This is a genomic window from Microbacterium sp. NPDC008134, assembly GCF_042957055.1.
Taxonomy (GTDB): Bacteria; Actinomycetota; Actinomycetes; order Actinomycetales; family Microbacteriaceae; genus Microbacterium.
On record NZ_JBIBHO010000001.1, the window covers coordinates 1271119 to 1292694 of the forward strand.

Consider the following 21576-nt stretch of genomic DNA (forward strand, 5'->3'; position numbering starts at 1 on the left):
GAGGGGCCGTGGGCTTCCGGTGTATCACCGGATTCACCAGACGACGGTGATCGGAGGGGGAGGGATCACCGTCGTCCAGTCGACCGCCGCACGAGGCGACGATCAGATCTAGGCGCGCTTGCGGCGGGCGGCTCCGATGACCACGAGGCCACCGCCGACGGCGAGTGCCGCGGCACCGCCCCCGATGACCCAGGGCGAGATGCTTCCGCCGGTGAGCGCGAGCTCGATCGAGCCGTCACCGGTGAGCGGCAGCTCGGTGCCCGCAGTCGCGACGCTCGGGTCGTGGTTGCAGCTCGACGTGCCACTGACCGTGATGACGGCGGTGTACGGCCCGATACCGGCGACCGATGCTGCACGAGCCGCGACGTTGGCCCCCGCCCCCGTGAAGGTGATGGCGTACGTGCCGGAACCGCCGGACGGCGGGCGGAACGAAACCGTGAGGCTGCCGTCGGCGGCGGCGGTGTTGCCCGAGATCTCGGCCTCTTCGGCGCGGAGGCCGGAGACGGAGACGCCGACGACCTCGGAGGGCTGGAACGAGCCGGGCCCGAAGACGATGGTCGAGACGTCGCAGATGTCGATGATCGGGTCGTCGACCGTCACACTCGGCTTGTCGGCATAGGAGTCGGACGACGCCGCAGAGGCGGCGGTCGGTGCGGCGAGCATGATGACGCCAGCGGCAAGGCTGATAGCAGCCAGTTTCTTCAGCATGATGTTTCCCCAGAATTTCACGCGGAATCACACCCGGATACACCCCTGCATCCGACTGCGCGAGCCCTCCCTGCCCCCACGGCAGGTTTTTAGAGCCCAGATATTCCCCAGTGAGATGAAGGTACCCCATCCCGGGGAGAAAGTCACGACGTGCAGCGCAGTTCTTCGCGTGTCGCCGTCGGCGTGTCGATCGTGGGCGTCTGCATGACCGAGTCGACGTGACGCCCCGCGCCCTCTCCTTGGAACTGCACGGTGACGGTGGTGGATTCGCCCGGCGCCAGAAGTACGTCGTGCTGCACGGTCGAACGGTCGCCCAGGAGCGCGGTCTGGACGGGCTCCTCGACGCCGTCGCGATCGGCACGCGACAGGGTCGCGCCCTCCGGGCCGTAGATCGCGATCAGAGTCCGGGTGCTGCCCGGCGGGACGCCGAAGTTCCCACCGCCCGTCACGTACGGGGGCAGAGCGGTGGCAGCATCCGCTGGTGCATCGTTCTTCCACGTCACGCTCACCTGCGTCGTCGGCGTACCCGCGCAGTTCCCGATCGCCGTGGAGACCGTGGCCTGCGCGTAGAAGTCCATCTTCCCGCCGGTGGTGTCGTTGATCAGCACACCCACATGCGCTCCCGCATCGGTGTCGACGGGAAGCGTACCCCCGACCGTCGAGGCGGCGAGGATGCGCTGCTCGTCCTCGTGCGCACTCCAGATGCGGATCCGCCCTTCGCCCGCCGACGTGGCGAGGGCGCCGAGGAGCGCACGTGGATCTCCGCCGGAGAGCGCGGCGCCGAAGAGCCCGGTCGCGGCTTGGGCGAACACCTGGTCCTGGACGACCGGATCCGGGATCGCGGCGTAGATCTCCGAGAGGAGAATGCCCACCACGTTGTCCGGGGTCGCCGTGAACGGACCGAAGGTGATCTCGCCGATCGCGTCGAGCAGGTGCTTCGCGACGACCGTGTCGACCGCGATCACTCCGTCGACCGGCCCGCCGAACACACCCTCCCAGCGGGCGGCGATCGCGGGTCCCGCCTCGGCGAAGTCCGGGATGCTCGTCAGATTCTGCAGATAACGACCGGGTCCGTCTTCGAAGAGCGCGACCGTGCTGTCGCTCAGGGGGAGCGGATCCGTCAGCGGCGGGAAGTCGAGGGTGGATGCCTGCCGTTCCAGGGAGATCCGACCGTTCTCCGCCCGGAGCAGCGCGATCGAGCCGATGATGCCGCCCGATGAGCGCAGCTCCGCATTGTTCTGCATCGCGAGCACATAGGTGCGCTGCCCTTCCCCGCCGAGCATGGTGGGGAGCAGGACCGATGCGCCGTGCAGCGTCCCGACAAGCGTCGCCGCCTCGGTGACGTTCGAGCGGACCTCGCGCACGGCATCCGCCAGCGGAGGAAGGGTGGCATCCGCATCGATGTTCTCCGCTCGTACGAGCGCGTCGTCGAGCACGGACGAGGCCTCGGAGAGGGGCTCTCGGATCGTGGCGAACGGTGCGAGATCGATCGATCCCCCCGAGAGGCCCAGGCTCGCCAGATCGACCTCGGAAGACACATCGAGCAACGGCGTGAGGGCGTCGGTCGCGACACTGTCGGCGATATCGGCGATGTCGCTCACCGCGCGGAAGTTCGGGCCGATGAGGGGAACGACGGCGAAGGCCTGCCACACGGGGTCGGAGGTGAGGTCGTTCGCGGATGCCGCATTCCGGGCGATGCTCTCGGAGACTCGGGCGGCCGTGTCGAGGTCGCCCTCGGCGATCGCCGCTTTGAGGTCGGCGGACTGGTCGGCGACCTGCGTCAGGTTGTCCACCGCGCCGATTCCGCGGACCGTCACCCAGCCGAGAGCGAGGACGAGGAGCGTCAGGACGATGCCGACGGTCCATCCCACCCATCGGCGCCGTCGTGGAAGTCGCCCGTCGCTCACGTGAGCATTCAAGCATGAAGGCCCCGGCGCGGGCGAGGATGCTGAGGGAACCCTGTCAGTCCGCGCGACTCGACGGTGTCCTCCGGGCTGCCGGGGGAGGACGGCGATACTCTGAGCGCATGGGTGCTCGACTGCGTGTGGTTCTGGATCAGCTCGTGCAGGTGGTCGACCCGGACCACGCCGCCGCATCGATCGAACTGACGCGCGGACTCGTCGCCACAGCGCCCTCGGGGTGCGATGTCGAAGCGATCGTCCCGGCGGGGAGCGAGGCGTCGATCCCCGGTGTCGCCGAGGTGCGAACCCTCGGGCTCGCGCGGCGAGAACTCACGGCGTCCTGGCAGCTGGGGATCGCCGCGGGCGCCGGCGGAGGACTGATCCACTCGCCGACGCTGATGGCGCCCCTCGTGCGGCACGACCGCACGCACGACAACGATCAGACGACGGTCACGGTATGGGGGCTCGAAGCCTGGGAGGCCCCGGAGACCCTTTCCCGCGCCGCCGTCGCCTGGCAGAAGTCGATGCTGCGCCGGGCGGCGAAGCACGCGGACGCGGTCGTCGTGCCCACGCACACCATCGCGCAGCGCATCCAGGAGATCGCCCGTGTCGGTGATCGGGTGCGCGTGATCGCCGGGGCCGCGCCCGAGGGGTTCGTCACGCCGTTCGACGCCGGTGAGCGGCGTGCCGGGCTCTCGTTGCCCGAGCGATATGTCGTCGTGCACGGGACGTGGGACTCGCTGCCCGACGGATTCCGCGGTGCGCTGGCAGCCGGTGCGCACGCGGTCGTGCTCGATGCGGAGGAGGGGGCGGAGCCCCGCTACTCCGACATCGCGTCGTCCGCCGGACTGGCGGAATCGCGCGTGCACGTTCGAGGCGCTCTCGACGCCGACGACCGCGCAGCCGTCCTCGCGGGAGCGGCAGCGTACGTCGCGAGCAGCCCGACGGCCGCGTGGCCGTGGCGTGCGGTCGAGGCCATGCGTCTCGGTGTGCCGGTCGTGGGTGTCGATTCGGGAACCCATCGCGACGTGATCGCCGACGGAGGGCTGCTCGTCGATTCGGGGGATCTGCCCGATGCCGTCGAGCGTGCGACCGGAGGAGAGAGTTCACGACTTTCCGTGCTCGCGGCGGACCGCTCACGAGCGTTCTCGTGGGCGGGATCGGCCGAGCGCGTGTGGGGTCTGCACGCGGATCTGTGAGTGCGCGACGACGCCTGGGAGACGTCTTCGGATCCGTCGGACACGCCGACACGCGGTAGCCGATATTCCGTAACAGTGGCATCATCACGCGACTTCCGTCACACTGGTCACATGTCTCGACGTGCCCCACGCTCGCGAAACAACCGGAAGATCACCCGTCTCCTCACTTGTTTCCTCGCTGTCACCGCTGTCGTCGCCGGCACCGTGCTCCCCGCCGGCGCCGCTTCCGCGGCAGCCCCCGCGACGACGGTTGCATCGAACGCCGTGTCCCAGGCGGTCGGCGACCCCGCGGCATCCGGCATCGTCAAGAGCACTCTCGTGGGCTTCACCCCGGGCAACATCATCAGCGACGCCGTGTTCACGAACAAGAGCACGATGACCGAGGCGCAGATCCAGGCGTTCTTCAACAGCAAGGTGTCGAGGTGCCTCGGCGGCACCGACGAGAACGGCAAGCCGATCGTCTGCCTCAAGGACTTCAAGATCACGTCGGTCACGCGCCCGGCCGACCAGTACTGCAGCGGATACACGGGAGCGGCGAACGAGTCGGCCGCGCGGATCATCTACCGCGTATCGCAGGCGTGCAACATCAACCCGCAGGTCCTGATCGTCATGCTCCAGAAGGAGCAGGGCCTCATCACCCACACGTGGCCGAGTGCGTGGCGCTACAACATCGCATTGGGTCAGGGATGCCCCGACACCGCTCCCTGCGACCCCAACTACATCGGCTTCTTCCACCAGATCTACGGCGCTGCGCGCCAGATGCAGATCTACATGGAGGGGCGCTGGTTCCAGTGGTACGCGCCGGGCAAGACCTGGAACATCCTGTACAACCCGAACGCGAACTGCGGCTCGTCGCCGGTGTACGTCGCGAACAAGGCGACCTCGGCGCTCTACTACTACACCCCGTACCAGCCCAACGCCGCGGCACTGCGTGCCGGCTACGGGACGGGCGACGGATGCTCCGCCTACGGCAATCGCAACTTCTACAACTACTTCACCGACTGGTTCGGGTCGACGCAGGGCATCAAGTACCCGGACGGTCCCATCGTGAACGTCGGCAAGGACATCTACGCGATCTCCAACGGCACGGCGTACCACATCACCGCCGAGGTCTGGCCGGAGTACAAGGCTGCATACGGCAACCCCGAGGCCACGGTCGGTGCCCACATCGCGTCGCTCGGCCAGGGGGGCGCTGCGTCGCTCTTCCTGCGGGACAGGTCGACGGGCACGGTCGCCTATCTCAACGGTGGCAAGATGCACCGCTTCGCGAGCTGCGATCTGGTAGCGCAGTGGAGGGGAAGTTGCAGCTCGCTCACCACGTTCGACTCGGATGATTTCCAGCGGCCCGGCAGCGGCCCTGAGATGACGACGCGCGCCAACGTGAGAGGTGACACCCGCATCTTCTCGATCGAGGGCAAAGATCTGGTGCCATACCAGAACGCAGCAGCGATGTCAGCCTGGGGCCAGAACGCCTCCCTCTACGCGGCGACGATGCCCGCGGCCCATGCGGCGCAGTATCCCGCGGCGCGCACTCGCTTCGTGCCGGGTCAGCTCATCACCGTCGCCGGGTCCGACCGCGTTTTCCTGCCGAGTTCCGACGGCCAGCTGATCTATGTGCCCGTCTTTGCGAACGTCACGAGCATGGGGCTGTCGACGAGCGTGCTCAAGGCCGTTCCGGCGCAGTGGATCGCGCAGCACCCGGGTCGCTCGAACCTCGGTCGCTACATCGTCTGCAACGGAGCGACCTACTTCACCTCGGGTGGGCTGTTGTACCGCTCTCCCTCATCCGGAGGGTTCGTCACTGTCGCGCCCGACAGCCGCACATGCGCGAAGTTGAAGGTCGGTGACGATGCGGCGGGTCCGCTCTTCGTGCGATCCACCGCTGACGCAGCAGTGTTCTACGCAGACGGGGGAACGTTCCGCCACGTCACGAACCAGGCGAGTCTGGCGGCGCTTCGTGGTCCCGGCGCCACCCGCCTCGTTCCGATGAGTCCGGCCGACCTCGCGTCGCTTCCGAAGGGGCCGCCCCTGCGCACCGATATCGGGCTCGTGACCACCGCGGGCGATGGAAGGGTCTACCTCGCGGATGCCGGGCGATTGATCTATCTGAGCTCGTGGGCGACGGCCGATGACCTCGGGCTTCCCCGCGCAGCGGTGACGATTTCCGACGCCGGTGCCGCCTCGATGCCTCGCGCGGGGACGGTCACCAACGTGGTGAGCTGCAACAGCATCGTGTACACCGCGCGCGCCGGTGTTTACACTAAGATCGCCGATACTTCGGGACTGACCCCTATGGTGCTGTCGGCCGACAACTGTGTGGCACTGGGCATTCGCTGACACACTCTGAGTACTCTCCGTCCGATCGCCAGCGTTGCCCCGCGTACCGGTCGCTCACAGTCGGACGGGCTACGATGGATGGCGCTATGCACGCCTGTCCGGTCGTGCGACGAGGAGGCGTGGTGGTAGTCAGTTGAGCGCGGTCGACGCGAGCTTGTATCAGTCCCCTGGGCGTGGGCGTGGCGTGATCGACGTCTTCCGGCGAGGCTATCTTCTCCGGCTGCTCGTACGTAAGGCGACGGCGACGCGGTATCGCAACTCGGTGCTGGGCTGGACCTGGTCCTACGTTAAACCGCTGGCCCAGTTCGCGGTCTACTACTTCGTCATGGGGATCATCCTCAACGCGCATCGCGATGTGGACAACTTCGCGATCTACCTGTTCTCCGGCATCGTGATCATCAACCTCTTCAATGAGGGCTTCGGCAACGCGACGAACTCGATCGTCGACAACGGAGCGTTGGTGCGCAAGATCTATCTGCCACGCGAGCTCTTCCCCGTGGCAGCGATCATCGTGTCGTTCGTGCATTTCCTTCCGCAGGTCGCCGTTCTCCTGGTGATCTGTCTGCTGCTGGGTTGGACGCCATCTCTCATCGGGATCGCGGCGATCCTCGGCGGGGTACTGCTGGTGCTGGTCTTCGCCACAGGGCTGGGGTTGTTCTTCAGCGGTATCAACGTTCGTTTCCGCGACGCGCAGAACGTGGTCGAGATCATCCGAATGTTCTCGACGTGGACATCGCCGGTGCTGTACATGTGGACGCTCGTCATCGACAAAATGCCAGCCTGGCTGTTCCACATCTACATGTCGAACCCGCTCACCGTCGCGGTGGAGTTCTTCCACCTGGGATTCTGGGCACCGACCGCTTCGTCGACGCCCGGTCTCCCGCCGCACTTCATGTTCTATGCCCTTGCGGCCTGCGTGGTCAGCCTGATCATGCTCCTCATCGGCCAGACCGTTTTCCGGCGCTTCGAGCGCAGCTTCGCCCAGGACCTGTGAGCACATGCAAGATCTGATCACCGTCGAGACCTCGACCCCGCCGACGATCATCGTCGAGAATGCGTCGAAGTTCTTCCTACGACGCAACTCCCACTCCTTCAAAGAAGCCTTCATCGGCTGGATCCAGCGCAAGAAGGTCGGCACCGACCATTTCCTCGCGCTCGACGACATCAGTTTCCAGGTGGGAGAGGGGGAGTCGGTCGCGATCCTCGGGATGAACGGTTCGGGGAAGTCGACCACCCTCAAGCTCGTCTCCGGGGTCCTCGAGCCGGATTCGGGGCGGGTCCTCACCCGTGGACGTGTCGCGGGTCTCATCGAGGTCGGCGCGGGATTCCACCCGGACCTCTCGGGGCGCGAGAACGTATATCTCAACGCCGCAATCCTCGGGATGTCGCGCAAGGAGACCGATGAGAAGTTCGATGACATCGTCGCCTTCTCTGAGATCGGCGACTTCATCGACCAGGAGGTCAAGCACTACTCCTCGGGCATGTTCATGCGCCTTGCGTTCTCGGTCGCGATCCACGTCAAGCTCGACACGCTTCTCGTCGACGAGGTCCTGAGTGTCGGCGACGCGCCGTTCCGGGCCAAGTGCGCGCAGAAGATCAAGGAGCTCACCGGTCGGGGCGTGACGATGCTCGTCGTCAGTCACGACAGCAACATGGTCAAGCAGTTGTGCTCGCGCGGGATCGTGATCGCGAAGGGCAAGAAGGTCTTCGACGGCCCGATCGACGAGGCTGTGGAATTCCTCAAGGCGTGAGCCGCTGAGGGCCGCTCCGCGACCCTCAGCGGCGACGCAGACGACGCAGGGCGCGTCGCCAGAACGAGGAGGCGACGATCTCCGCCCGGATGCCGTTCTCGACGTCGACGAAACGCTGGTCGATGAACTTCGTCAGGTACAGCACGAGCCCGGTGCCATTGTCGCCGACCCAGTCGCGCAGAGCCTCCTCGCGGATGCTCGCGTCGTACTTCGCGTGGTCGCTGCGTGCGCCGGCGACACTGTTGGCGGCGTTCCCGGACGCGCCGCGGCGCTGATGCCAGTATGCCAACGGCTGATCGCCGAGGTACTCCAGGGGTCCGCGAGAGAGGACCTTGAGGTTGAAGTCCCAATCGCCGACGACCGGGAGCCTGTCGTCGTACAGGCCGATCTCCGCGTGGAGCGACCGCCGGTAGAGGAAACCGATCGGCACGAAGCGGTTGAAGAGGAGTGTGTCGGTGAGAAGCGGAGCGGTCAGTTGCGCCTGGAACTCTTCGCGCTCGTCCACGACGAAGCGGCCGTTCTCTTCGCGCTCCCAGACGATCTCGATGCGCGAGACGACGCCCTGACGGTCGGCGTGGGTGTCGAGGTACTCGACCGATCGCGCGAGGAAGTCGCTGTGCCAGGAGTCGTCGTCATCGTGCAGCACGAGATAATCGCCCGTCGCAGCGAGGACCCCGGCGTTCGCCGACACCCACCGCCCCCGAGATTCCGCGTGGTCGATCACGCGGATGCGTTCACGATCAGCCGAACGGGAGAGGCCGGCGACGAGAGCCGCGACCTGTGCGGCATCGCCCCCGTCGTTGACGATGATCGCCTCCCAGTCGTCGAAGGACTGCGCGGTGATGCTGGAGAGCGCTCGCGCGAGGAAGTCGGGACGATTCTTCGTCCTGACGACGATGCTGACTCGCGGGTTCGTCATGGGCGACCCATACCGAAGTAGGCCCATCCCGCTGCCCGCCACGCCGCGGGGTCGAGGCAGTTGCGGGCATCCACGATTATCCGCGCCGACGTCGCCGCCGAGACCGTCGTCGGATCGAGCTCGCGGAACGCGCGCCACTCGGTCGCCACGACCACGACCTCGGCGTGCTCGACGGCTCCGATGACGGAGTCTGCGTAGGACAACTCGGGGGCGACGCGGCGCGCGGTCTCGTTGGCCTCGGGATCGAAGGCCGTCACCTCGACGCCTGCGGTGTGCAGACGACGGGCGACGTCGAGCGCGGGGGAGTCTCGGGTGTCGTCGGAGTCCGGCTTGAATGCGAGACCCAGAACGGCCACGCGACGCCCGGCAGGAGCGCCGTCGAGCGCGTCGACGACGAGATCTGCCACGCGCTGGCGGCGGCGCAGGTTGATGGCGTCGACCTCGTGCAGGAAGCGGACGGACTCGCCCACGCCGAGCTCTTCGGCGCGGGCAGCGAAAGCACGGATGTCTTTGGGCAGGCATCCGCCGCCGAAGCCGATACCGGCGTTCAGGAAGCGGCGCCCGATGCGAGCATCGAATCCGATCGCGTCGGCGAGCTGCGTGACGTCCGCGCCCGTGACCTCGGCGATCTCGGCCATGGCATTGATGAAGGAGATCTTGGTGGCCAGGAACGCGTTCGCCGAGACCTTGACGAGCTCTGCCGTGGCGTAGTCGGTCACGACCCGCGGGGTTCCCGCGTCGATGGCCGGCCGATAGATCTCATCGAGGACGGCGACGTCACCCGCGGAGAGGTCATCGCTCTCGACGCCGTACACGAGGCGGTCAGGCTCGAGCGTGTCCTGGATCGCGAAGCCCTCGCGCAGGAATTCTGGATTCCAGACGAGGCGCGCGCCCGTCGACCGGATCGCGTCCGCGAGTCGCCGCGCGGTGCCGACCGGCACGGTGGACTTGCCGACCACGAGGTCGCCGGGGGAGAGCACAGCGGTCAGCGATGCGATCGCGCTGTCGACGTAGCGCAGATCCGCGCCGTCGCCGTCAGCGCGCTGCGGTGTCCCGACCGCGACGAAATGCGCCGTCGCATCGGACGCTGCGGCGAAGTCCGTCGAGAAGGTCAGTGTTCCCCGGTCGCGCGCCGCGGTGAGGAGATCGTCGAGACCGGGTTCGAAGAAAGGAGCCTTCCCCGAGGCGAGCATCGCGATCCTGGTCTCGTCGACGTCGATCCCGACCACCTCGTGGCCGAGCGAGGCCATCGCGGTCGCGTGAACGGCCCCGAGGTATCCGCAGCCGATGACGCTGAGCTTCATTCCATCAACCCTTCAGTCCTGCGACGTACGCGCGCAGGGACTCTTCTGCCGGAGCAGGCGCATAGCCCGTCGAAGCGATCTTGGCGAGATCGAGGTGGCTGTTGCGCGGACGGGGAGCGATCGGTCCGCTCGCGGAGGAGAAGTACTCCTCCGTGGTGACCGGTGTGACCCGCTGCGGGTCGTGCCCGGTCAGTTCGAAGACCTGTCGGGCGATCTCGGCCCAGGACTGCACCTCGCCCGCGCCCGTGACGTTGTATACGCCGTAAGGGGCACCGCTCTCGTAGAGGTGGGCGATCGCGTTCGCGATGTCGGGGGTGAAGGTGAGACGGCCGACCTGGTCGCCCACGACACGCGGATCGATGCCCCGCTCGGCGAGAGAGTGCATCGTGCGGACGAAGTTCCCGCCCTCACCGATCACCCACGAGGTACGGACGATGTAGTGTCGGGCGGCCGTGGACGCCGCCAGGTCGCCGGCCGCCTTGGTCTGCCCGTAAACGCCGAGCGGACGCAGGGGGGCGTCCTCGGGGTACGCGCCCTCGAGCGTGCCGTCGAAGACGTAGTCGCTCGAGACGTGCACCAGGGTGATGCCGTGGTCATCGGCGACGCGGGCGAGCGCGGCGACGGCCGACGCGTTCGCGGCCCACGCCTGCTCCCGTCCCTCGGCCGTCTCGGCCGTGTCGACGGCCGTGTACGCGGCGGCGTTGACGATGAGACCGTAATCGCGCCAGCGCCGAGCGGCGGACATATCGGCGGCCGTCACGTCGATGTCCGCGCGTGTGGCGTACTCAATGTGCGAGGCATCGCCGAAGCGCTCGCGCAACGCGAGTCCCAACTGGCCGGACGCGCCGAGCACGAGGATGCGCTTCGGCGGGATCGGGGTGACGTCGGCCAGCCGCGGATGCGCCTTGTCCTTCTCCGAGATCTCGACGTCTGCGAGCGGGATGGGCCAGGCCACCGCCGCGGTCTCGTCGGCGAGGTTGAGGAAGGAGTACGACGCATCGGGTGACCAGTGGTCGTTGACGAGGTACGTGTAGGCGGTGTCGGCCTCGAGCGTCTGGTACGAGTTGCCCACGCCCCGGGGCACGTAGATCGCTCGGGAGGGGTCGATCTCCGTCGTGAACACGGTGCCGAAGGTCGGCCCTTCGCGCAGGTCGACCCACGCACCGAAGATACGTCCGGTCGCGACCGAGACCCATTTGTCCCAGGGTTCCGCGTGGATGCCGCGGGTCGTGCCGACGGCGTCGTTGAACGAGATGTTGTTCTGCACCGGGCCGAAGTCCTCGAGCCCGAGCGCCAGCATCTTCTCGCGCTGCCAGTTCTCCTTGAACCAGCCGCGCGAATCGCCGTGGACGGGAAGCTCGAAGACGACGAGGCCCGGGATGGGGGTCTCGATCCGTTCGAGCTTCTTCCCGAACGAGGCGCTCACTGGCCCTTGCCCGCGTAGAACGCCTCGACGGCGTCCTTGGACGGCGCCCACCAGGCCTCGTTGTCGCGGTACCACTGGATCGTCGAGGCGAGTCCGGCCTCGAAGTCCGAGAACTGCGGAGCCCAGCCGAGCTCCTCGCGCAGCTTGGTCGAGTCGATCGCGTAGCGGAGGTCGTGACCAGCGCGGTCGGTCACGTGGTCGTAGGCGTCGGCGGGCTGGCCCATCTCGGTGAGGATGAGCTCGACCACGGACTTGTTGTCCTTCTCGCCGTCCGCGCCGATGAGGTAGGTCTCTCCGATCGCGCCCTTCTCGAGGATGGTGAGCACGGCCGACGAGTGGTCGTCGGCGTGGATCCAGTCGCGGACGTTCTGCCCTGCGCCGTACAGCTTCGGACGGATGCCGCGGATCACATTCGTGATCTGACGGGGGATGAACTTCTCGACGTGCTGGTACGGGCCGTAGTTGTTCGAGCAGTTCGAGATCGTCGCCTGTACGCCGAACGAACGGACCCAGGCGCGGACGAGCAGGTCGCTTCCCGCCTTGGTGGAGGAGTACGGCGAGGAGGGGTTGTACGGCGTCGACTCGGTGAAGCGCTCGGGGTCGTCGAGCTCGAGGTCTCCGTAGACCTCATCGGTCGAGATGTGGTGGAGTCGGACGTCGTGGCGGCGCGCCGCCTCCAGCAGCGTGTACGTGCCGATGATGTTCGTGTCGAGGAACGGGCGCGGGTCGTTCAGCGAATTGTCGTTGTGGGACTCCGCGGCGTAGTGGACCACGGCATCCGCTTCGGCGAACAGGCCGTCGACCAGACCGGCGTCCGTGATGTCGCCGTGCACGAACGTGAGCCGGTCCTCGGGAAGCCCCTCGAGCGAGCGACGGTTGCCGGCGTAGGTGAGGGCGTCGAGCACCGTCACGTGGTGGTCGGTGTTCTCGATCACGTGGTGGACGAAGTTGGAGCCGATGAAGCCAGCCCCTCCGGTGACGAGCAGACGGGTCATGCGTGGCCTCTCTTGAGGATGTCGAGCAGGTAGGCGCCGTAGCCGGACTTGACGAGCTTCTCGGCGCGTTCGCGGAGTTCATCATCGGTGAGGAAGCCCTGACGCCAGGCGACCTCTTCCGGCATGCCGATCTTCATGCCGGTGCGGCGCTCCATCGTGCGCACGTACTCGGCAGCATCGGTCATCTGGTCGAACGTCCCCGTGTCGAGCCAGGCGGTGCCGCGGGGGAGGACCTCGACCTGCAGTTTGCCGCGTTCGAGGTACTCACGGTTGATATCGGTGATCTCGTACTCGCCGCGGGCGCTGGGCGCCAGGTTGCGCGCAATCTCGATCACGTCGTTGTCGTAGAAGTAGAGACCGGGGACGGCGTAGTTGCTCTTGGGGGAGGCGGGCTTCTCCTCGAGGGAGACCGCGCGTCCTTCGGCATCGAACTCGACGACGCCGTAGGCCTCGGGTTCGGCGACCCAGTAGGCGAAGACAGCCCCGCCGTCGATGTTCTCGAAGCGCTGCAGACGGCTACCGAGACCCGGGCCGTAGAGCAGGTTGTCGCCGAGCACGAGCGCGACGGAATCGTCGCCGATGAAGTCCGCGCCGATCGTGAAGGCCTGCGCGAGACCGTCGGGAGAGGGCTGCTGCGCGAACGAGAGATTCACTCCGAACTGCGATCCGTCGCCGAGGAGCCGCTCGAAGTGCGCCGCGTCGTGCGGCGTCGTGATGACGAGGATGTCCTTGATCCCCGCGAGCATCAGCGTCGAGAGCGGGTAATAGACCATCGGCTTGTCGTAGACCGGGATCAGCTGCTTCGAGACGCCCAGCGTGATCGGGTGCAGACGCGTGCCGGACCCGCCGGCGAGAATAATGCCTTTCACGCCTCTATGTTGTCATACCGAGCCTGGATCGCCCGTGTCAGGAGGCGCCCGGAGTGCGCTTACCGAGATCGCAGCCCCGCCGGGATATCCTGGGTCGGTTGTCGGTGAGAGGGTCTGGAACACATGGAAATGCTCGAACTGCTCTGGCCTGCCGCCGTGCTTCTCGCGCTGTACGCCGTCCTGGGCGGAACGCTGGCGTGGCTGATCGGGCTGCGCGGCCTCTGGACCGTGGCCGCGGCGCCGGCCTTCGCGATGACGGTGGTCGGCGGTGCGAGCCTGCTGGCGGGATTCGTCGGAACCGGCTGGTCGATCGTTCCGTGCCTCATCGTCGCCGCAGTGATCGGGGTGGGGATCCACCTCGTGCGTCGCCGCGGACGGCGCGGCGTCACCTCCTCGCCCTCGACGTCGCGCTGGTGGACCATCGTCGCCGCCATCGGCGCGGCCGTGGTCATCGGACTCCAGATCTTCGCGGTGATCGGTCAGCCGACGGCGATCTCGCAGACGTTCGACAACGTCTTCCACCTCAACGCCATCCGCTACATCATGGAGACCGGCGCCGCCTCGCCCCTCGAGCTCGGTCAGATGACGAGCCCGAACGGCGGAGTTCCCTTCTACCCCTCCGCCTGGCACGCGACCGCGGCCATCGTGGCGCAGCTGAGCGGCGCCGGCATCCCCGCGGTCGTGAACGCACAGACGCTCGTGATCGCGGCCGTCATCTGGCCGTTGAGCGCGATGCTTCTCGCCCGGACGCTGATGGGGAAGACGGCGACGGTCACCGTCGCTGCAGCGGTCGTGAGCTGCGCCGTCCCGATGTTCCCGCTGCTGCCGATGGACTACGGGGTCCTGTATCCGTTCCAGCTGGCTCTCGCGATCGTTCCGTTCACGGTGGCGGCCACGGCATCCGCCTTCGGCATCGGCACCTCGGCGAAGGACCTCGCGCCCGGCTGGTGGGGCTTCGTCGCGCTCGGTGCGATCCCGGGAGCCGCGCTCGCCCACCCGGGCGGGTTCGTCGCTTGGCTCGCGTTCTCGGTTCCGATCGTCCTCGTCTTCGTCGTGCGCCTGTGGCGCGCGCACCGATCCGGTCGGGTGCGCGCGACCCTCGCCGCCGGTGTGCTCGCGTACTTCGGCATCGGCATCCTCCTGCTCATGGTTTTGCGCCCACCACTGCCGACGCGAGGATGGCCGACACAACTGACCCCCGCGCAAGCGGTGACGGAGGTCGCGCAGGTGTCGATGTTCTACGGAACGATCGCCATCGGTGTCGCGATCGCCGTGCTCCTCGGCCTCTTCTGGGTGGTGAAGGAGCGCACCGAGGGGCTCATCGTCGGAGCGGCGCTCTGGGCGATCGGCGCAGTCCTCTTCATCGTCGTGATCTCCCTCCCGATCGGCCCCATCCGCGACGCGCTGACCGGGAGCTGGTACAACAACTGGCCGCGTCTGGCCGCGGTGTTCGGGATCGCCCTGGTGCCCGTCGCGGCCCTGGGGATCGCCCGCACGGTCGAGTGGATCGGGAGTCTGTGGACTCGGGTCCAGCCGGACGGACACGTCCTCCGCGTGATCGCCGGTGCCGTGGTCGCCGCGATCGGCTTCGTCGTCCTGCCCCTTCCCGCCATTCCCGCCGCCGTCGCCCAGGCGCAGATCCGGTTCGTGCTCGACGAGGGCTCGGCCCTCATCAGTTCGGATGAGATGGCCCTTCTCGAGCGCCTTCCGGAGCACGTCCCCGCCGGCGCGGTGATCGCCGGTAATCCGTACACCGGAACCGCCCTCGCTTACGCGATCGGTGGACGGCAGGTGCTGATGCCGCACATCCTGGTGGATGTCTCGGACGACGCGGCGACGATCAACGACCATCTGGCGGATGCCGAATCGATGCCAGCGGTCTGCGATGCGGCCGAGGCGCTCGACGTCCGATTCGTGCTCGACTTCGGCGAGCGGGAGGTCCACGGCGGGTCGCACCCGCTCGAGGGTCTCGAGGATCTCGCGGATTCGGGAGCGGTGCGCCTGGTCGACAGCCAGGGCGATGCCAGACTGTACGAAGTGACCGCCTGCGGTCTCGGCTGAACACGGAGAGACTTCCCCCATGAGCGACACCACGCGCATCGATCGCGTTCTGGTCCTCGTCCCCGCGTGGAACGAGGAGCGGAGCGTCGGTGACACCGTGCGCGAGATCCGCGCTGCATCGTCGCGATACGACGTCGTCGTGATCGACGACGGCTCCACCGACGGTACGGCGGAGGTCGCCCGCGCCGCCGGGGCTTCCGTGCTCTCCCTGCCCTTCAACCTGGGGGTGGGTGGGGCGATGCGCACCGGATTCACCTATGCGGCGCGCGAGGGGTATGGAGCCGCCATCCAGGTGGATGCCGACGGGCAGCACGACCCTGTGGACATCGACCGGGTGCTCGCCGGCCTCGAACACGCCGACATCTCGATCGGAGCGCGCTTCTCCGACGTCGGTGACTACTCGGTGCGCGGCCCGCGCCGCTGGGCGATGGTCTTCCTCGCCTCCGTGGTGTCGCGTATCGCGAAGACGCGACTGACGGACGTGACCAGCGGTTTCCGCGCCGCGAACACGCGCGCGATCGCGCAGTACGTGCACTACTACCCGGCCGAGTACCTCGGCGACACCCTCGACTCCCTCGTCGCCGCCCTGCACGCGGGGCTGACGGTCACGCAGGTCGGCGTCGCGATGCGCCCGCGAGCGCACGGCAATCCCAGTCAGGGCCCCCTCGGTTCCACCGTCTACCTGCTGAGGTCGGTGTTCGCGCTGCTTCTGGCCGCGATGCGACGCACGGGCTCGCGGAAGCAGGAGGAACGCGCATGATCGTCTTCGTCGGCATCGCCCTCGCCGTCCTGATCCTCGTGATCGTCCTGTGGATGCTCCTCACGCGCAAGCTGCGCGAGAAGTACGCCGTGCTGTGGATCGTGATCGCCGTATCGGTGCTCATCGTCGGGCTGTTCCCCGGCCTGTTGGGCGGGCTCACGGCCTTGCTCGGTGTGCAGCTTCCTTCGAACCTGCTCTTCGCGACGGCGATCCTCCTGCTGCTCGGAGTCGCGCTGCATCTCTCCTGGGAGTTGAGTCAGGTCGAGGAGGAGACGCGGCGCCTCGCCGAGGAGGCCGCGATCCTCCGCACGCAGCTCGAAAGCGTCGAGGATCGACTCGCGAAACTCGAGAACCCGCAGCCCGAGTCGCCCGGCGACCGTTCGTAGGTTCGCGCGGGCTCAGCGCCGCGGGGCTGTGACCGCTCGGGTGACGGCTCGACGCCCACCGCTGAGCGCACCACCGATCCAGCTCGCCCGGTACTCCCAGGTGAAGCGCCCCGGCACGATCTCATGCGCTCGTCCCGCACGGAGCAGCGACAGCGCGGTGCGCAGGCGGCGCGAACGACCGAACGCCAGCTCCTGGCGGGAATCGGTCGTCTCGTCGGTGCGGCGCGCGGCGAGAGTGTCGACCATCAGCTGTCGCCAGCCCACGTAGGCCCAGAACGTCATCCGGAGGATCGCCCGAGGGCTCCGCGAACCTTCGTAGCGCCGGGACTGCGCGAGCACGTTGGTGATGGAGCTGCGGATGCTTCCGCTGCCCATCGTGCTCGGATCGCCGAACACGTTCGAATCGTGCTGGACGTAATCCTGGACGACGTCGTCGATGATGCGGGTGCCCCGGTGCGCGGACGCGACGACGGCGAGCCAGTGATCGTGCGCGGCCGCGCGAGTCGACGCCCGGGGGAACGGCAGCGCTGTGGGCAGCAGCTCGGGGTCGAACAGGCAGAGGGAGCCGGTGAACTCGTTGTTGAGGATCGTGAAGATCGCGCCGTGATCGTGCCGCGCAGTGCGTCCCGTCTCGACTTCGGAGGGGTAGGAGACGAGCCGGGCCTGCGCCGAGATCAGAGACACCTCGTCGAGGTGCGGGAGGAGCTTCTCGATCTTGTCGGCGTCCCATCGGTCGTCCTGGTCGCAGAGAGCGATCCACTCGCTCCTCTCGTCGACGGCGAGGATGCCGCGCTCGAAGTTCAGGTAGAAGCCGAGGCGGGTGCCGTCGCCGACGATGCGGAATCTGCTGTCCGCATCGGTGATCTCCGCGACCAGGTCGGCGATCGGTTCGGGGTCGCCGTCGACCGAGATGACGCACTCCCACTCGCGGACCGTCTGCGCCTGAAGAGACGTCAATTGCCGCCGGAAGAGCTCGGGGTCGGGGGAGTAGGCGGCGAGCACGATCGTGCCGAAGGGACGTGTCGACACAGGCGGCCTTCCGGGTCTGCGGGGATTGAACAGCGAATGAAGCTAGTCTAAATGCGCCATGCTCGTGATTCCCGCCTCCCCTCGTCGCCCGGTGCGTTTCGGATGAGCGCTTCCCCTGTCTGGGCGGTGTTCTCGACCTTCCGCCCGGGAGACGGTGCCTTCGACGCCGTGTCCTCCGTGATCTCTCAGATCGAGGGCGTGATCGTCGTCGATGACGGTTCCGGGCCCGCTGCGGAGCCCGTGCTCGTCCGACTCGAAGCGGCCGGAGCGTCCGTCGTCCGCCGACCCTCGAACGACGGGATCGCGACGGCGCTCAACGACGGCATCGAGCGCGCGATCCGCGCCGGAGCGGAGTTCGTGATCACCTTCGATCAGGATTCGCGAGTCGAGGACGGATTCGTTCAGGATCTCGTCGCCGCCCACGATGCCGCAACCCGCACGGGTGCCCGCGTCGGCCTCGTCGTGCCGGAGTACTTCGCGGGGGTACGGCAGCAGACGGGACCGGTGGCCCCCTTCGGCGACGCGGCGAACGTCATCCAGTCGGGGATGCTGATTCCGGCGATCGTGATCGCTGAGGCGGGTCCCCTGCGGGACGACTTCTTCATCGACCTCGTCGACATGGAGTTCGGTCTCCGCCTCCGCGCGCGCGGATGGCGCGTGCTCGCGGCCGGAGGCGTGCGCATGGAGCACACGCTCGGCACCCGGTATCGTCGCGAGTTGTTCGGCCGCACGGTGGCACTCCCCGGGGTCCCGTCGGAGTTCAGCCTGAGCACGCCCTTCCGCTACTTCTATCGCGTGCGCAACCGTCTGATCCTCAACCGCGAATACTTCTTCTCGGCGCCCGGTCAGATCATCCGCGAGACAGTGCTCGACGGCATCCACTTCGTGAACGCGTGGTGGGTGGCGAGGCCGCGCCGTGCGCTGGCACGCGTGTACCGGGCGGCGCTCGTCGCGGCCGTGCGCGATCGGATGGGACGGATGCCGGAGGCGCTGATGCCGATCGCGGCCGAGATCCGGTGGGACGCCCCCGTGGTCGCGGAGGGCGAGAAGTGAGCGGGCACATCCGGACGGCGGTCGGCCGTCTCAGCGGGTTCACGATCTCCGTCGGCGTCGTGACGCTGATCGGGATCGTGTCGATGCCGCTCCTGAACCTCGCCCTCGGCGAAGCCACGTGGGGCACGCTCGCGCTCGTGCAGGCCGTCTCGCAATTCGGCGGCATCCTCGTCGCCTTCGGCTGGGGGGCGACCGGGGCAGCCACCGTCGCCGGCATCCCCGCCGGTCAGCGGCAGGCGTTCTATCGCACGTCGTTGCGCGCCCGGGGCCTGCTCTATCTGCTCGTGCTGCCCGTCATCGCCGTGATCCTCTCTCTCCTCACGCGCGGCGACGTGCTGATCTCGGTACTCGGTGCCGCGGTGTACCTGCTGCCGCACCTGGGCGCGATCTGGTACTTCACGGGCGAGGGGAAGCCCATGCGGCTCTTGCTCTGCGACACCCTCCCGACCGTCGCCGGAGGCGTCGCGGGCGTCATCGGCGCCGTCGTCACCGGGGAGCTCTGGGTGTATCTCGTCGCGCAAGGGCTCGGGTTCATCGGCGCCGTCGTGCTCGACGCCGTCGTCGTCCTGCGAGGCTCGTCCAGGAACGACCACACGCAGGTTCCGCTGCGCACCGCGCTGAGCGGCCAGCGTCATGCCGTGTCGGCGACCCTCGTCAGCGGCCTGTACGTCACCCTCCCGATGGTCGCCGTGCAGGCGTTCCTCCCCGCGCTGCAGCCGATGTACGCCGTCGCCGACCGCCTCTTCAAGTACGCGTCGATCGCGCTGCTGCCGATCCAGCAGTACTTCCAGAGCTGGGTGCCCGACCCCGAGGCCGACTTCCGTCACCGCGCACGCATCGCGACTCTCGCCGGCGTGGTCATCGGCGTCGTCGGTGGTGCGTGCATCGCACTGCTGAGCCCCTGGGCGTCGATGATCCTCTCCGCCGGGAAGATCAGCGTGCCGTGGCAGGTGTCGCTGCCCCTCGGCGTGGCCTTCGTGGGGATCGCCACGGCGGCCATCGTCGGCTATGCGTGCCTCGTCGTCGTCGGGCGCGTGCGCGCGCTGGCGGTGTCGACCCTCATCGGTGCCATCGTGGGCGCGCCCCTGATCCTCCTCTTCGCCGCGGCCGGATCCGTGCCACTCGTGGCCTGGGCGGTGGCGGTGTCGGAACTGTGCGTCGGGGGCTATCAGGTCTTCGTCCTGCGCAGAGAGCTGCGCAAACCGATCGCGGAGGTGGTGTCGTGAGCGCGGTGCGTGTGAGCGTGTGCATGGCGACGTACAACGGCGAGCGGTTCCTGGGTCCGCAGATCGAGTCGATCCTCCGGGAGCTCGAGCCCCAGGATGAACTCGTCGTCGTCGATGACGCGTCGAAGGACGGGACCGTCGCTGCTCTGGAGGCGTTCGACGATCCGCGCCTCCGCATCCATGCGCGGACGGAGAACCGCGGGTACGTGCGCACCTTCGAAGAGGCCCTGGGGCGAGCGACCGGAGACATCGTCATGCTCTCCGACCAGGACGACGTCTGGGTGCCGGGCCGCCGTGCGCTGTTCGTCGCTGCTCTGAAGGACTCCGCGGTCGCGGCCTCCAACCTGGTGCTGCTCGGTTCGGACGATCCGCTGCCGAATCCGATCACGCGGCGCCCGTGGCGGTTGCGCGCCGCGTGGTCCCGTCAGGGGATCCGCAATGCAGTGAGGATCTTCGCAGGAATGGCTCCGTACTATGGCTGCGCGATGGCGATTCGTCGCGACGCCGTGGATCGGGTCCTTCCGTTCCCGGCCTTCCTCGACGAGAGCCACGACCTCTGGATCGCGCTCTTCGGCAACGCCCACCGCACGATGACGCACATCGAGACGGCGACGATCAGGCGACGCATCCACGACGCGAACGCGTCCCCGTCGAAGCCTCGGGGTGTCGGCGCCGTGCTGCGTGCGCGGGTCATGCTCCTGCGGGCGTGGGGGAGCGCTCGACGGCGCTGACCGGTCGATTCGATCGGCCCGGCCGATCAGCGGAGAATGTGCCGCCACAGAGCGCGACGGCCCGCGGCATCGCCATGGCGGAGCACCGTCGGAACCGTCGTCAACGCGTGGAGCCGGGCGAACAGGCGCGTCCGAGCGGCTCGAGCGGTCGATCTCCAGCCGCGTTCGTCCGCGCGGCTCGCGGTCTCGAGGAAGAATCGGCGATCGTCCGTGAAACGCGAGCCGTCGAGGATCGCCTTCTGCGAGGCGCTCTCGGTGTGCCGGCGGTAGGCGAAGACCTCGTCGTCGATCACTACGAGGGATCCGCCGGCGAAGGCGATATCGAGCAGGATCGCGAGGTCGAGCACGATGGGCAGGTCGTCGCGGAACTCGTGCGCACGGATAGCCTCGGTCCGGAAGAGGAGCGAGGGCCAGTACAGCCAGTTGCCCCGGGTGATGCTCGTGGTGAAACGTTCGCCCGTCAGCACGACGTCGCCGGAGCGCGTGTCGGGGCGGAGCATCCGCTGCTTCACGCGGTCGACGAGCGGGAGCGACGGCACACCGTTTTCGTCGACGACCTGAACGCCCGGCTGGAACACTGCGCCATCCGGATGCCGTTCGACGGCGGCGCGGAGAGCTGCGACGTAGCCGGGGAGGAGGAGATCGTCGCTGCCCAGCACCATCAGGTGTTCGGCGGTCGCGAGACCGACGCTCGCTCGGAAGTTCTCGATGATCCCCACGTTGACGTCGTTGCGCAGGTAGCGGACGCGCGGGTCGTCGAGCGCTGCGAAGTATTCGGCCACCGCCGGATCGGGGTACGCATCGTCGATGACCGTCAGTCGCCAGCCGGGATCGTTCTGCGCGATCACGGATTCGACCGTCTGCCGGAGCAGCACCGGGTCGCCCCAGAAGGGCAGCATGATATCGATGGTCATCGTGCCT

General features: G+C 67.8%; 19 protein-coding genes. 10 read left to right on the forward strand and 9 right to left on the reverse strand.

The window, feature by feature from the left end:
- Positions 1-108: 108 nt before the first annotated feature.
- Together ACFY9N_RS05935 and ACFY9N_RS05940 are read right to left on the reverse strand one after the other, a co-directional pair.
- Positions 109-708, reverse strand: coding sequence for a hypothetical protein (locus tag ACFY9N_RS05935; RefSeq protein WP_391477409.1), 600 nt, complete (start codon positions 706-708; stop codon positions 109-111).
- Positions 709-851: 143 nt separating this feature from the next.
- Positions 852-2615, reverse strand: coding sequence for a DUF4012 domain-containing protein (locus tag ACFY9N_RS05940; RefSeq protein WP_391477410.1), 1764 nt, complete (start codon positions 2613-2615; stop codon positions 852-854).
- A gap of 119 nt (positions 2616-2734) precedes the next feature.
- Here ACFY9N_RS05940 and ACFY9N_RS05945 point away from each other — a divergent pair, with 119 nt between their 5' ends.
- The 4 genes from ACFY9N_RS05945 (at position 2735) to ACFY9N_RS05960 (ending at position 7896) form a co-directional block, all read left to right on the forward strand.
- Complete coding sequence (locus ACFY9N_RS05945) at positions 2735-3808, forward strand: glycosyltransferase (protein ID WP_391477411.1); 1074 nt, start codon at positions 2735-2737, stop codon at positions 3806-3808.
- Between the two features lie 111 nt (positions 3809-3919).
- A complete protein-coding gene (locus tag ACFY9N_RS05950) occupies positions 3920-6145 on the forward strand; it encodes a hypothetical protein (RefSeq protein WP_391477413.1) in 2226 nt (741 codons plus the stop codon).
- 133 nt (positions 6146-6278) lie between these two features.
- The gene (locus ACFY9N_RS05955; protein WP_391478462.1) at positions 6279-7139 is read left to right on the forward strand and encodes an ABC transporter permease; all 861 of its coding nucleotides are present in this window, start codon (positions 6279-6281) and stop codon (positions 7137-7139) included.
- A 4-nt stretch (positions 7140-7143) separates the two neighbouring features.
- A complete protein-coding gene (locus ACFY9N_RS05960) occupies positions 7144-7896 on the forward strand; it encodes an ABC transporter ATP-binding protein (protein WP_391477414.1) in 753 nt (250 codons plus the stop codon).
- A 25-nt stretch (positions 7897-7921) separates the two neighbouring features.
- Here the strand turns inward: ACFY9N_RS05960 and ACFY9N_RS05965 are convergent, their stop codons facing one another.
- The 5 genes from ACFY9N_RS05965 to rfbA are packed head-to-tail and all read right to left on the reverse strand — an operon-like array spanning position 7922 to position 13409.
- On the reverse strand, positions 7922-8815 hold the full coding sequence (locus ACFY9N_RS05965) for a glycosyltransferase (protein WP_391477415.1): 894 nt from the start codon (positions 8813-8815) through the stop codon (positions 7922-7924).
- Positions 8812-10119, reverse strand: coding sequence for a UDP-glucose dehydrogenase family protein (locus tag ACFY9N_RS05970; RefSeq protein WP_391477416.1), 1308 nt, complete (start codon positions 10117-10119; stop codon positions 8812-8814). The genes ACFY9N_RS05965 and ACFY9N_RS05970 overlap by 4 nt, the downstream gene beginning before the upstream one ends.
- A 4-nt stretch (positions 10120-10123) precedes the next feature.
- Complete coding sequence (locus tag ACFY9N_RS05975; RefSeq protein WP_391477417.1) at positions 10124-11545, reverse strand: sugar nucleotide-binding protein; 1422 nt, start codon at positions 11543-11545, stop codon at positions 10124-10126.
- The gene (gene rfbB / locus ACFY9N_RS05980; protein WP_391477419.1) at positions 11542-12540 is read right to left on the reverse strand and encodes a dTDP-glucose 4,6-dehydratase; all 999 of its coding nucleotides are present in this window, start codon (positions 12538-12540) and stop codon (positions 11542-11544) included. Before rfbB ends, ACFY9N_RS05975 begins: the two co-directional genes overlap by 4 nt.
- Complete coding sequence (rfbA, locus tag ACFY9N_RS05985) at positions 12537-13409, reverse strand: glucose-1-phosphate thymidylyltransferase RfbA (protein ID WP_391477420.1); 873 nt, start codon at positions 13407-13409, stop codon at positions 12537-12539. The genes rfbB and rfbA overlap by 4 nt, the downstream gene beginning before the upstream one ends.
- Positions 13410-13532: 123 nt before the next feature.
- Here rfbA and ACFY9N_RS05990 point away from each other — a divergent pair, with 123 nt between their 5' ends.
- Genes ACFY9N_RS05990 through ACFY9N_RS06000 form a run of 3 tightly spaced genes read left to right on the forward strand, consistent with a single transcriptional unit; the run spans position 13533 to position 16616 of the window.
- Complete coding sequence (locus tag ACFY9N_RS05990) at positions 13533-15470, forward strand: DUF6541 family protein (RefSeq protein ID WP_391477421.1); 1938 nt, start codon at positions 13533-13535, stop codon at positions 15468-15470.
- Between the two features lie 19 nt (positions 15471-15489).
- Positions 15490-16230, forward strand: a complete 741-nt coding sequence (locus tag ACFY9N_RS05995) for a glycosyltransferase family 2 protein (protein WP_391477422.1) — start codon at positions 15490-15492, stop codon at positions 16228-16230.
- Positions 16227-16616, forward strand: coding sequence for a DUF2304 domain-containing protein (locus ACFY9N_RS06000; protein WP_391477423.1), 390 nt, complete (start codon positions 16227-16229; stop codon positions 16614-16616). The genes ACFY9N_RS05995 and ACFY9N_RS06000 overlap by 4 nt, the downstream gene beginning before the upstream one ends.
- 12 nt (positions 16617-16628) lie before the next feature.
- On the opposite strand, the gene ACFY9N_RS06005 is transcribed toward ACFY9N_RS06000, so the two are convergent.
- Positions 16629-17645 carry a glycosyltransferase gene (locus ACFY9N_RS06005; RefSeq protein ID WP_391477425.1) on the reverse strand — a complete coding sequence of 339 codons (1017 nt, stop codon included), beginning with the start codon at positions 17643-17645 and terminating at the stop codon, positions 16629-16631.
- A gap of 102 nt (positions 17646-17747) precedes the next feature.
- Between ACFY9N_RS06005 and ACFY9N_RS06010 the strand changes: the two genes are divergently transcribed.
- From ACFY9N_RS06010 to ACFY9N_RS06020, 3 genes are read left to right on the forward strand one after another with little or no spacing between them, the layout of a single operon-like run.
- Positions 17748-18698: a glycosyltransferase gene (locus ACFY9N_RS06010; RefSeq protein WP_391477426.1), complete on the forward strand. Its 951-nt coding sequence runs from the start codon at positions 17748-17750 to the stop codon at positions 18696-18698.
- A complete protein-coding gene (locus ACFY9N_RS06015) occupies positions 18695-19924 on the forward strand; it encodes a lipopolysaccharide biosynthesis protein (RefSeq protein ID WP_391477427.1) in 1230 nt (409 codons plus the stop codon). Before ACFY9N_RS06010 ends, ACFY9N_RS06015 begins: the two co-directional genes overlap by 4 nt.
- On the forward strand, positions 19921-20655 hold the full coding sequence (locus ACFY9N_RS06020; RefSeq protein WP_391477429.1) for a glycosyltransferase: 735 nt from the start codon (positions 19921-19923) through the stop codon (positions 20653-20655). The genes ACFY9N_RS06015 and ACFY9N_RS06020 overlap by 4 nt, the downstream gene beginning before the upstream one ends.
- 26 nt (positions 20656-20681) lie before the next feature.
- On the opposite strand, the gene ACFY9N_RS06025 is transcribed toward ACFY9N_RS06020, so the two are convergent.
- Positions 20682-21569, reverse strand: a complete 888-nt coding sequence (locus ACFY9N_RS06025) for a glycosyltransferase family 2 protein (RefSeq protein WP_391477430.1) — start codon at positions 21567-21569, stop codon at positions 20682-20684.
- Positions 21570-21576: the final 7 nt, after the last annotated feature.